The following is a 12,674-nucleotide window of genomic DNA, read 5'->3' as shown; positions in this document are numbered from 1 at the left end:
GTGAGTGGAGTATATATTACAGTGTAAGTGTAAGTATAGACGTCTATTGCCTGATCGGGGCGAAGGCGTCTTTTTGATTTTTATGATGCAACCTTACAACATTGTCATGTTGATGAAAGGTTAAACCATAGGAGAATGGCCGAAACTTCGATAGACTATAGTCATAAGAGTACAGGAAAGGCCACGCACAATACGCATGCACACAGCATGAAAAGTAACTTGATTTTGAATTCATATATCACTAAGGAGTTGTAACCATGGAGATTTGTTCTGTGAAACAGATCAGTAAAATCTACAAAGGCATCGTATCTTATGAAGCGTTATCAGGTATTGACCTCAGTATTCAGGAAGGTGAGTTTGTTGGCATCATGGGACCATCGGGTAGTGGCAAAACAACACTGCTGAACATGATCTCAACCATTGATCACCCAACATCAGGCGAACTGCGGATTGCAGGGAAGAATCCGTTTGAATTGAATCAGGACGAACTCGCGCTGTTCCGGCGCAAAGAGCTTGGATTTGTTTTTCAATCGTTCAATCTGTTAAATACACTGACAGTCAAGGAAAACATTGTGCTGCCACTGACTCTTGACGGTGTTTCGCTAGCAGAGATGAACACTCGTGTTGAACATCTGGCAAGCAAGCTGGGGATCGAGGGTATTCTGAACAAACGGACATATGAAATATCAGGAGGACAGGCACAGCGTACGGCCATTGCCAGAGCGCTTATCCATTCCCCGAAGCTGATTCTGGCCGATGAGCCAACAGGCAACCTGGATTCGAAGGCGGCAAGAGATGTCATGGAGATTCTCGAAACGCGCAATCAGGAGGATCAGGCTACGATGCTGCTGGTCACTCATGATGCAGTAGCTGCAAGTTATTGCAGTCGGGTTGTCTTTATCAAGGATGGCAAACTGTATAATGAAATTCACTACGGCGATAATCGCGCAGCCTTTTACCAGAAGATTATTAATGTATTATCCCTAATGGGAGGTTCAGGACATGAATTTTCGCCAGTTCGCCATTAATAACGTTGTTCGTAACAAACGAATTTATCTGGCTCATTTTCTGAGCAGTACATTTTCCGTTATGATCTTTTTTACTTACGCATTGCTCCTGTTCCATCCTGATTTGAAAGCGGGCTTAAAGGGATCAAGTGGGACGGTTACGTTGCTTGCAAATCAGGGGTTTGTGATTGCAGAGATCATTATATTCATCTTTTCATTCCTGTTCCTGCTCTACTCCGTTGGTTCATTTCTGAAGACGCGCAAGAAGGAATTTGGTATCTTCCTGATGATAGGCATGACACGTAAACAGATGAACAGACTTCTGTTTATGGAGAACATGTGTATCGGACTAGCTTCCATCATTACCGGGATTGGACTCGGAATTATTTTCGGCAAATTGATCCTGCTGATCTGTGGCTCCATGCTGGCTGTTGAGAACAGTCTTCGATTCTATTTTCCGCTAAAAAGCATTGCCCTGACGGCAGGTGCATTTCTGCTGCTGTTTGTTGTGATCGCGATGTCCTCATCCTTGCTCATTCGCAAAGGAACTCTCATTGACCTTGTGAAATCAGAGGAAAAACCGAAACCGGAACCCAAAGCCTCACGTCTACTCGCCTTGTTATCCGTATTGTTGATTGGTGGGGGTTATGCAGGAGTATTCACCTTTGTATGGATAAGCTTCTCCTTTCCGTTATTACTCGCAAGTGTCGTGGTTGTTATTGCAGGTACGTACTTTCTGTTCACGCAGCTCAGTGTATACATCATTCGGGCACTGAAAAGAAATCCAAGGTTGTTTTTCCGTAAAACCAATCTGCTCTTCCTATCTGAACTTACCTATCGAATGAAAGATAACGCCATCATGTTTTTCATGGTAAGTATCATCTCGGCTTCTTCATTTACGGGAATTGGCACCATGCTTGCTATTGCTGACCCGGGGTTGTCGTCCATGTCGAATCCATACGCATTCAGTTATATGAATAACTGGGATACTCCCAACTCCGAGCGACATATTCGGCAGATTGAAGAAGCGTTGATTGATCATCAAGTTCCCTACGTGAAGGGCAGTTATGCTCATATACCTGAAAATAATAATGGAAGGATTATCAAACTGAGTGATTATAACCGTCTGGCGAAGGCACTTGGGTACGAAGAACGTACGTTGAAACAGGTCGATGAGTCATTTATGACACCAAGTAATTTGGCGGTTCGTAAGAAGTACCGTGAACAGGCCGAACAAGGATTCTCAGGGGCGGAGGTCAATCTGGAGATTGATAATCGGTCGAAACAGATTCGGCTAGTGACACCTGGTACCGATATTGTGATTCCTTTTCAAAATGAAATTAATCTCTACGTTGTAACCAACGAATTGTTTGAGAAGTTGAGACCGGCGTATAACGAGGAAGTGGGGATGCCTGAAGGTTTCTATTCCATGCGAACGACGCAATTTGTCGTAAAAGATTGGATGAGTACACGCAGCTTCGCTCCGGAGTTAATCGAATCCATTCAAAATGATAGATCCGATCGAGGTTATTTCGAGACCAGCGCGCTTGTGGTGGACTGGCTTAATTCCAAGCAGACCAATGGCATCATTCTAATTTTGAGCGGCCTGATCGGCATTGTTTTCTTCACCTTTGCAGCAAGTTTCACGTATTTCAGACTTTACGCAGATCTAGAACGGGATGAAGCGCAGTATCGCATGATTGGCAAAATGGGACTGAGTCGTCCCGAACTCCGTAAGATCGTAACAAGGCAGCTATTGCTTATGTTCTTCCTGCCGATTCTGGTGGCGGTCATCCACAGCTCGGTTGCCTTTGTGGCGTTGCAGCAACTGGTTGATTTCTCGGTCTTTGGATACAGCCTGCGCATCTTCTTGGTGTTTGCTTCCATGCAGATTTTGTATTTTGCACTCGTGCGCTGGCGGTATCTGCGTCACATGTATTCCAAATTAGTCTAAAATAGCATGGCCCAACAGACACCGGACTCATCGCTCGGTGTCTGTTGACTTTTCTAGCTGAGGCACAGTACTATTTCATTAGATACAGAATGTATCATTACATAGTTTTTCAAGCAGTTAGAAGGATGGAGTTACAGAAATGTCAGGCCGGTGCCTGAGAGGGAGGACATATCATGAGTATCACGATGTCTCGTGGACAAGCTTACATTCAGCGTTTGAATGATGAGCGGAATGTATGGCTGGACGGAGAGCGTATCCAAGTAACTGGGCATCAGGCCTTTCAGGGAACACTTCAAACCATAGAAGGATTGTTCAATCTGGTGGATGACCCGGAGACAAGGGAAATCGTGGCCTATTGGGACGAACAGACGGGAAGTTACGTGCATCGCTCTTTTCTTGTGCCTCGTTCACTTCCTGACGTGAACAGCAGGGCGGATGCTTTTCGGCTGTGGGCCGATCGGACGTATGGGGTGATGAGCCGATTGTCTGATTATGCCCGATCCAGGCTGACCGGTTGGTATGCAACACGACATGAGATGACAGCGCATGACCCGGCATTTGCAGACAAAATATCGGATTATTTTGCACAAGCCAAACGAAAAGATGCATTCCTGACAATTGTCCAGCGGGACCCACAGATTAATCGTTCCTTGCCTGTTGGAGAAGATGAGGATGCCATGCTGCGAATTGTCAAAAGGAATACAGAGGGCGTTGTGATCCGCGGGGCCAAAATGGTGGCAACAGCAGCGCCTTATGCCGATGATATCATTGCTTATCCCGTTCAACGAATTCCAGGCCACCTGCCAGAGCTGGCCCATATGGTAATTGTAGCCGCGGACAGTCCGGGCTTACACATGATGTGTCGTGAATCTTTTGCCACAAAAGATACAGATAAATCACATCCACTCAGTGCGCAGTATGATGAGATGGATGCTGTATTATTTTTTGACGATGTATTTGTGCCCTGGGAACGTGTATTACTGCACAATAACCCTGAAGCCGTATGGCAGATTCGCTGCAATACAGCTTCGGCCAGTCTGGCCTACCATCAGAGTGTCATTCGATTACACTCGAAACTGGAGTTTATTACAGCCGTGACCTCATCCATTGCCAAGGAGATTGGGGTGGACTCTTTCCTGAATGTGCAGGAACAACTTGGAGAGCTGATCAGTCAGATGCAGACTATCGAGGGACTGATTATTGCTGCTGAAGCACAGTCCAAACCAGACACATTTGGCAACTGGCTGCCGGAATTCAAATATATTGAAACCGCACGTAATCTGGGCAATCGCTATTATCCCCGCGCGGTGGAGATTTTGAAGACCATTGCTGCGGGTGGTCTGATTCAGATTCCTTCAGGTACGTTTGAGACTAATGAAATGATGGGTTCTTTGATAGGCAAATATCTTGGTGGAGTAACGATGCAAGCCGCGGAGAAGATTCGTCTCTTTCAACTTGCATGGGAGCTGACCGGAAGTCCACTCGGAGCAAGGCATGATCTATATGAACGTTTCTACGCGGGTGATCCGGTGCGCAATCGGGCGAATCAATATGTGCAGTATGACAAGGAACGTTTATTCGGAAAAGTGGAGCCGTGGCTACGTTCGCTTAAGGACTGATCTGATGATCTAATACAAATGGTCCGAATGAAGATTGAAAAGCCTGAATGAAGAACGAAAAGCTTGAATGTAGGCTGAAAACAGCCCTTTTTTAGTTAATGCCTTGGCATGAGCCAGGGTTCTATTTCTATTTATTTAGATTATCTTTAGAAATGATTTAGGTTGAATTAAGAGACGTAGTATATAGTAATAATGTAGAGATAGGCATAGAGTATAGGAAATGAGAGGAATAACATGAGATACACCGTATTAATTGCAGATGACGAACCAGAGATTGTTGAACTGCTTCAACTCTATCTGGAGAAGGACTATACCATTAAAACTGCGGTGAATGGAGCCGAGGCATTACAATGCATACGTTCAACACAGATCGATCTGGTCATACTGGACATCATGATGCCTGTAATGGATGGATTGCAGTTGATCAAACAGATCAGAGCTACATATCACATGCCTGTACTGTTCCTATCCGCTAAAAGTCAGGATCACGATAAAATCCTTGGACTTGGACTTGGGGCAGATGATTATATAGCGAAGCCGTTCAACCCGCTTGAGATTGTCGCCAGAGTAGAGGCGTTGCTCAGAAGAGTTAATCAATTTGATGCAGCGGAGATCCCCGAAGCGAAAGAACAGAATCTGGTATTAGGTGATCTGACGCTGGATCGATCCCAATGTATCCTTTTTCGTTCAGGAAGTCCTGTAACATTGACCTCTACAGAGTATAAAATTATGGAATTGTTGCTTGATCAACCTGGCCGAGTGTTCACCCGTAAAAAAATATACGAAGCGGTCTGGGGCGACTATTATGCGCACGAGGACAGCACGATTATGGTACATATCAGCAACATTCGGGAGAAGATCGAGCGTGACTCCAGACAACCGGAATATCTCAAAACGATAAGGGGACTTGGATACAAAATTGAAGCGCCCATGGAAAGCTAGAGAAAAGCGACTGTTGCAGACATCCCTGACTTTGGACTTCTTGCTGTTCAACTTCTTTTTGCTGTTACTGGTATTGATTGTGTACCTTATGGTTTCACTTGATGTCGTGGATTTTCGCATTTCGGATCAGGTGGTAGACCCGAATCTGAATGTTGAAGCCCACATGTATGTGGAGGAGCTGGAGAACGAATTTTATTCCGGTGGAGGTTCGGTGTCGAAAGGCAAAGACACAGAGATTCAACGTCTCAAGGATAGCGGGGGCTGGATTGAAATTCTGGATGCGAATCGCAATGTCATTCATCATGTGGGAGACAAGCAAGATGCGATCACGCAATACAGTGAAGCTGATCTATATGATGGATTGGAAAATCGGAGTGACCAGGAATACTATTATTCGATCACTCCCCTCTCGACAGAAGGAGCGGCAGCGTATGTATTGCTCAAAATCCCGCGTGATCTGGTCAGCGTGCGAATTAATGATAATCAGTTGATTACTAATCTGAAACATCCATTATCCTTTTACATTATGATTGGCATCGGTTTGGTTTTATTGTTGATCTTTGTCTATAGCTATTGGGTCGCACGGAGAATCAAAAAACCACTCAGTATCCTCTCCTCGGGTCTTACGCAGATGATACAGGGAAATTATAGTACACGGATGTCGATCTCAGCCGAGAGGGAATTTGTCCAGATAGGTGAGACTTTCAACTACATGGCGGATGTCATTGAGAACACCTCTGCGGAGAAACGTTACGCCGAAGAGAGCAAACAGCGACTGATTGTAGACTTATCACATGATCTGAAGACACCGATAACATCCATACAGGGATATGCGCAGGCATTGGTGGAAGGACGTGGGGAGGACAAGGATAGACAGCAAAGATATCTGGGATACATCTATAACAAGTCTGTTCAAGTTGCACGCATGATACAGAATATGCTGGAGCTGCTCAAGGTGGATTCGCCCGATTTTCGCATGCATATTCAGAGAAGAGAGATTGGAGAATTCCTGCGCGAGATTATGGCAGATACCTATGGGGAGATTGAACAGAAACAGTTTGTCCTTCATGTACTTGTTCCTGATGAGGTGATCTACGCGAGGTACGATCCGGAGCTGTTATCCAGAGTCATCCAGAATCTGATTACCAATGCTCTGTCTTATAATCCAATCGGGACCGAACTGCGCGTCGAACTCATTCCGCTTCATACCCATGTGGTGATAGAGGTGGCAGATAACGGAGTGGGCATACCTCAAGAACTATGGTCAACGATCTTTGACCCGTTTGTACGAGGGGATGAGGCGCGGACAGCGACCGGAGGCACCGGACTTGGTTTGTCCATCGCACGACGTAATACGGAGAAAATGGGCGGACGGCTGATCCTTTCCCGGCGTGGGCGAGAGACCACCGTGTTTACCATTGAGATTCCAAATTAAATAAGAGAAGAAATGTCCATGTGGGGGGAAATATTTTGTTCAAAGTAAATACGTTTGTCCGGTTCAGTATTGCACTGGCGCTGATATTGGTTAATATCTATTTATTATCACGTGTAAGCTTCATCTTTCAGCCGCTCGTCACCATGATCACGGTCATTACCGTGCCGATGATGTTGTCGGTGTTCTTTTATTATCTGCTAAGGCCGCTTGTGAATTATATGGAGAAAAAGAAAATAAATCGCACGCTAAGTATTTTGCTAATCTATCTGGTTATTGCTATTCTGGGAGTGTTCTTCATCATTGGTTTATGGCCATCGTTACGTGAGCAACTGATCAATCTGGTTGATAACGCACCAAGTTTAATTAATTCATTAAGTGACCAGCTGAGAGAGCTGGAGCAAAATGGTGCCATTCAGGCCTTGTTCCCTGAGGGCTCGACACCTTTCTCCCAGATCACGGAGTATATCAACAAAGGATTTAACTTTGTAACTAACTATGTAAGTGGATTTTTCTCACTTGTTTCCAGTTTTGCGATCATCTTGTTTACACTTCCGATCCTCTTGTTCTATATGCTGTTACAAGGCGAGAAATTTGGTCGTAAATTGGCACATATCGCTCCAAAACGTTTCCAAAATGACAGCCGTGATGTTGTAATTGAGATTGATCAGGCGTTGAGTGGTTTTATCGTGGGAAGAGTTTTGGTCAATCTGGCGTTGGGTGTACTGATGTATATCGGTTTCCTCATCATTGGACTGCCGTACGCATTACTGCTCACGGTGATCGCGGTTATTATGAACTTTGTTCCGTTTATTGGAGCGATTGTGTCGTCCGTGCCTATTGTGATCATGGGTCTCGTGGTATCACCATCGGTTGCCATCTGGTCTCTGATTATTATTCTTGTCGCTCAGCAGATTCAGGACAACCTGGTTGCACCGTACGTATTCGGCAAAAAGCTCGATATTCACCCGCTCACGACCATCATTTTGGTATTGGGTGCAGGGGACTTGGGTGGAATTATTGCCATCCTGATTATTATCCCGGTTTATATGATCGTTAAAATTCTTTTGGTTCGAATCTATAACATGTTCTTCAAGGACAAATGGCAGAATGCATAGAATTTAATTATTCGAAGGAGTGGAGCACATGTCTGAAATTATCGAAAAACAATACAATGAACCTGAATATATCGCACCTCAATCTGTTCAAATGGGTACCATTCACATCTCGAACGATGTGTTATCCAAGATCGTGGGAATGGCGGCTCAATCAACGGCTGGTGTATCCTCCATGTCCGTTGGACTGACTGAAGGGATTGCCAAGAGTATCAGCGGCAAGAGTCTGCAAAAAGGGATTGACGTACACGTCAAAGACGATCAGGCAACCATCCAGCTGCGAATTAATATTCAATATGGCAACAAGATGCACGAAGTCTGCCGTGAACTTCAACATAATGTTCAACAGGCTGTAGAACAATTAGCCGGCGTCATGGTCGATGAAATCAAAGTGCAAGTTGTTGGCATATCCATGCCGGAGACGGTATAAACCAACGTATAGAATGTAAGGAATAACAATTGTAAGGATAAACGATTAACAAAAACAGCACCTTCCCAATTAACAACTTAACTGGGAGGGTGCTGTTTTATGTTTGCGGTAGTAGGTGGGCGCTTCGCCCATTACTTTTTTGAACATTTTAGAGAAAAGCAATTGATCCGTATAGCCCACAGAACGGGCAATATCACCAATGGTCAGACCGGGATCAAGGGTCAATTCGGCTGCCCTGCGCATCCGATAATGGACCAGATACGACTGAATACTGCTTCCCATCTGGTCCTTGAAGAGAGAGCACAGGTAACTGCGCTGCAAACCGACATGGGCCGCGATGGACTGAACGGTAATGGCATTGGCATAGTTCATTTCAATAAAGTCCATTACCTGCGTAACGTACGTTTCCTTCGAATAATCCGGCATGGGTTGAAGATGCTCTGAATTAGCCTGATCAATCAAAATAGAGAAGAATTGATACAACAAACCAGTCATGCTAATCTCCCAGCCTTTGTGGGTATTGCGGGAATTGATCATTCGGTGCAGGCAGGATCGCATCTCGTCATCCTCATTACCCAGCTCAAAAATCGGGTGATGCTCGGACAGACAGGCCTGCTGTAAAAAGGAAGAACTATTGCTGCCTTGAAAAGCAACCCAGCTGTATTCCCATGGATCATCCTGATCTGCTTCGTAATGCACGACGGAATGCGGAACGATCAGAAATCCTTGTCCTTTGTGCAGGCTATACGTTTTGCCACCAACTTCGAAGGTGCCTTTGCCATTCAAAATATAATGAATTTTATAATAGTCTCGCATGGCAGGGCCAAAGTGGTGACCTGGTGTACAGGCTTCCGTGCCATAATGTAGGAGCTGAAGCTCCTGAAAATGATTGTTTTTGAACATATACGTAATCAAGGGTATTCACTCCTGTACGATTTCGTCTCATCTTGCATTTTAACATACTACATAGCTGAAAAGATTAATAATTTAACATTAGTATATATAGATAACAATCATTATTCCATATGTTCAAAGTGAAATGCCATATCGTTTATCCAGGAAAATGTCTAAGATGAAAAGGAATTCAACAAACCTTACAGGAAAGTGAGAATAACGATGCCCTATACTGCGAGTGAACAACGATATGATGAGATGAAATATGTACGTTCCGGCAAATCCGGAATCAGACTGCCGCAAATTGCGCTGGGTTTATGGCAGAACTTTGGTGGCAACCGTACATTGGATATTCAGGAAGAGATGATTTTGCGTGCCTTTGACCTGGGAATTAACCATTTCGATCTGGCGAATAACTATGGTCCACCTCCAGGATCAGCGGAAGAGAACTTTGGCGTGATTTACAAAAAACATCTTCGTCCTTACCGGGATGAACTGCTTATCTCATCGAAGGCAGGCTACCATATGTGGAGTGGACCTTACGGCGAATGGGGTTCCCGCAAAAACCTGATTGCCAGTCTCGATCAAAGTCTTGGTCGGATGGGACTGGATTATGTGGACATTTTCTATCATCACCGTCCAGATCCGGATACGCCATTGGAAGAAACGATGACGGCATTGAATCATATCGTGCGGCAAGGTAAAGCACTGTATGTAGGTTTGTCCAATTATAATGCAGAACAGACGCAAGAAGCGGTAACCATTCTTCGTCGTCTGGGTACGCCATGCCTGGTTCATCAACCAAACTACTCGATGTTGAATCGCTGGATTGAAGACGGTTTGCAGGACGTACTGGATGAGCAAGGCGTAGGTTCAATTGCGTTCTGTCCACTCGGCCGCGGTCAGTTGACGAATAAATATGTCGATAAGATCAAGGAGGAACGCGCCAATCCAATAGGCAATTTGAAAAAAGAAGCTTACACGGACGAACGGATTGCCAAGTTCGATGCGCTTCAGGCGGTTGCGGAGCGAAGAGGTCAAACGATCTCCCAACTGGCTCTGAACTGGATTTTGCGTGGTAACCGTGTAACTTCTGCATTGATTGGGGCAAGCCGTGTGTCCCAGATTGAAGAAAATGTAGCTGCGCTCAGCGCACCGGATCTGACAACGGAAGAGTTGAATGAGATCGAAAGCATTTTGGACGGAATGGGTAATTATCCGTGGTAACATACACAGTATAGCTGTGTGAAAATTATTGTTAGGTAAAATTAATGTAATATAAATGAAGAATGAAAATGGCGCCTACCTGATCAATCAGGAAGGCGCCATTTTGTATATGTCATTTTCATTATAGGATAAGATCTATTATAATAGTTCATTAATTGACCTATGTTTATTTTTTTTCAGAATGAACCTAGTTCATAGCACCTGGTCCTAGGATTTAGAGTATAATATATAGAAGCTATACAATTGAACTACGAAGGAGAGGCTCCATTTGAACTTTGAACAGTGGATTTCGCCTGAAAGCTATAACCTGACATCCGAGATGGAGAATCATCCATCAGAGCGGATTGCACTTAGATGGCTCAGCGATCAACGAGAGGTGGAAGAGATCACGTATGGTGATTTGTTCAAGCAGGCGAATCGTCTTGCTGGAGGTTTGCGTGAACTTGGACTAGAGAAGGGTGATCGGGTGTTGGTCATGGTACCACGCCGTATTATTGCCTATGTCATTTATATTGCTTGTCTGAAACTGGGGATTGCCGTTATTCCTTCCTCCGAGATGTTACGGGCAAAAGATCTGGAATATCGTCTGCGTCACTCTGAGGCGCGGGCTGTTATTGTATGGTCAGAGACGACCTCAGAAGTGGAAAAGATGGACGCGGATCTGCCGTCACTGGCACATCGCATCGTGGCATCACCGAATGAAGAAGTTAGCGTACCTGCTGAAGGTTGGGTCAATGTGCATCAGTTAATGCAGAATCAACCCGAAGAGATGGCTGCGGTGGAGACTCATCGTGATGATACGGCTATCCTTGCTTATACTTCGGGCACAACTGGTAATCCCAAAGGAGTTGTACATAGCCACGGTTGGGGATATGCCCACCTGCGGATCGCTTCTTCATTATGGTTGGATATTCAACCTTCAGATACCGTATGGGCAACGGCTGCACCTGGCTGGCAAAAATGGATCTGGAGCCCGTTCCTGTCGGTACTCGGAAGAGGCGCGACTGGACTGGTCTACAATGGATCATTCCAGCCCAAGCGTTATCTGGAACTGATGCAGGAACATCAGATTAATGTCCTTTGCTGTACACCAACCGAATATCGGTTGATGGCCAAAGCAGATGATCTTGGACATTATGACCTGGCTCATCTGCGCAGTGCTGTTTCAGCGGGTGAACCGCTCAATCAGGAAGTTATTGAAATCTTCCAACGTCATTTTGACCTGACTATTCGGGACGGATATGGACAGACCGAGAGCACGTTGTTAATCGGCAGTCTCAAAGATGCGCCTGTACGTATTGGCTCGATGGGTCAGTCAATTACACCTGGATTGATTGAAATTATTGACGATGAGGGACAACCTGTGCCTCCGGGTGAAGTAGGAGATATCGCGGTACACAAAGAGATGCCAGCTTTGTTCCGGTCCTATTATCAGGATGAGGGACGGAAGGAAGCGAGTCAGCGTGGCGATTATTTTGTAACAGGGGACCGTGCACGCAAAGACGAAGAAGGATACTTCTGGTTTGAAGGTCGCAGTGACGACATTATCATCAGTTCGGGTTACACGATTGGACCATTTGAAGTGGAAGAAGCACTCATGAAACACGCCAGTGTGAAGGAATGTGCGGTGGTTGCAAGTCCGGATGAGATCCGTGGCAATATTGTCAAAGCTTTTGTTGTGTTGAGAGACGATTCACTGGCTTCACCGGAACTGATGCGTGAACTGCAACACCACGTCAAGGAAATCACAGCACCTTATAAATATCCACGTAAGATCGAATTTGTTACGGATCTGCCAAAGACCAACTCTGGTAAAATCCGCCGGATCGAGTTACGTGAACAAGAAAAACGTAATGGTTAGATCATTTTGTATAGATGAAATTTTAGATATTAAGCCTGCGTAGTGAAAGAGAAGGAATCGATTCTGCAGAAGCGATAGCGGTCGTATTTGTCTCCGAATATTAACCTTTGAAAAATACGATGAAGAAAATTTGGAGACAACGACGATCTAAAGAACGATCCTTCGCTGTAAAGGCCACTCAACAGATCCCAAG

General features: G+C 45.0%; 10 protein-coding genes. 9 read left to right on the top strand and 1 reads right to left on the bottom strand.

All coding sequences use genetic code 11. The annotated features are described in order from the left end of the window. Window positions 1-257: 257 nt before the first annotated feature. From MKY28_RS12820 to MKY28_RS12790, 7 genes are all read left to right on the top strand, one after another. Complete coding sequence (locus MKY28_RS12820; RefSeq protein ID WP_076318070.1) at window positions 258-1,028, top strand: ABC transporter ATP-binding protein; 771 nt, start codon at window positions 258-260, stop codon at window positions 1,026-1,028. After that, window positions 1,003-2,961 carry an ABC transporter permease gene (locus MKY28_RS12815; protein ID WP_340936115.1) on the top strand — a complete coding sequence of 653 codons (1,959 nt, stop codon included), beginning with the start codon at window positions 1,003-1,005 and terminating at the stop codon, window positions 2,959-2,961. The genes MKY28_RS12820 and MKY28_RS12815 overlap by 26 nt, the downstream gene beginning before the upstream one ends. A gap of 173 nt (window positions 2,962-3,134) precedes the next feature. After that, on the top strand, window positions 3,135-4,580 hold the full coding sequence (locus MKY28_RS12810; protein WP_340936114.1) for a 4-hydroxyphenylacetate 3-hydroxylase family protein: 1,446 nt from the start codon (window positions 3,135-3,137) through the stop codon (window positions 4,578-4,580). A 234-nt stretch (window positions 4,581-4,814) separates the two neighbouring features. Further along, window positions 4,815-5,522: a response regulator transcription factor gene (locus MKY28_RS12805; RefSeq protein ID WP_047842723.1), complete on the top strand. Its 708-nt coding sequence runs from the start codon at window positions 4,815-4,817 to the stop codon at window positions 5,520-5,522. A gap of 13 nt (window positions 5,523-5,535) precedes the next feature. After that, window positions 5,536-6,957 (top strand): sensor histidine kinase, encoded by a 1,422-nt coding sequence (locus MKY28_RS12800; RefSeq protein WP_253508007.1) that lies wholly within the window; start codon window positions 5,536-5,538, stop codon window positions 6,955-6,957. A 35-nt stretch (window positions 6,958-6,992) separates the two neighbouring features. Continuing rightward, on the top strand, window positions 6,993-8,072 hold the full coding sequence (locus MKY28_RS12795; protein ID WP_036608593.1) for an AI-2E family transporter: 1,080 nt from the start codon (window positions 6,993-6,995) through the stop codon (window positions 8,070-8,072). 28 nt (window positions 8,073-8,100) lie between these two features. Continuing rightward, window positions 8,101-8,499, top strand: coding sequence for an Asp23/Gls24 family envelope stress response protein (locus MKY28_RS12790; protein WP_047842725.1), 399 nt, complete (start codon window positions 8,101-8,103; stop codon window positions 8,497-8,499). 69 nt (window positions 8,500-8,568) lie between these two features. On the opposite strand, the gene MKY28_RS12785 is transcribed toward MKY28_RS12790, so the two are convergent. Then, complete coding sequence (locus MKY28_RS12785) at window positions 8,569-9,414, bottom strand: AraC family transcriptional regulator (protein WP_340936113.1); 846 nt, start codon at window positions 9,412-9,414, stop codon at window positions 8,569-8,571. 201 nt (window positions 9,415-9,615) lie between these two features. Between MKY28_RS12785 and MKY28_RS12780 the strand changes: the two genes are divergently transcribed. Together MKY28_RS12780 and mbcS are read left to right on the top strand one after the other, a co-directional pair. Next, window positions 9,616-10,620 carry an aldo/keto reductase gene (locus MKY28_RS12780; RefSeq protein ID WP_340936112.1) on the top strand — a complete coding sequence of 335 codons (1,005 nt, stop codon included), beginning with the start codon at window positions 9,616-9,618 and terminating at the stop codon, window positions 10,618-10,620. 268 nt (window positions 10,621-10,888) lie between these two features. Further along, complete coding sequence (gene mbcS, locus MKY28_RS12775; protein ID WP_340936111.1) at window positions 10,889-12,481, top strand: acyl-CoA synthetase MbcS; 1,593 nt, start codon at window positions 10,889-10,891, stop codon at window positions 12,479-12,481. The last annotated feature ends 193 nt before the right edge of the window (window positions 12,482-12,674 follow it).

It is taken from the genome of Paenibacillus sp. FSL R5-0473 (assembly GCF_038004565.1).
Classification (GTDB): Bacteria; Bacillota; Bacilli; order Paenibacillales; family Paenibacillaceae; genus Paenibacillus; species Paenibacillus amylolyticus.
This window is presented reverse-complemented; position numbering and strand designations above follow the sequence as displayed.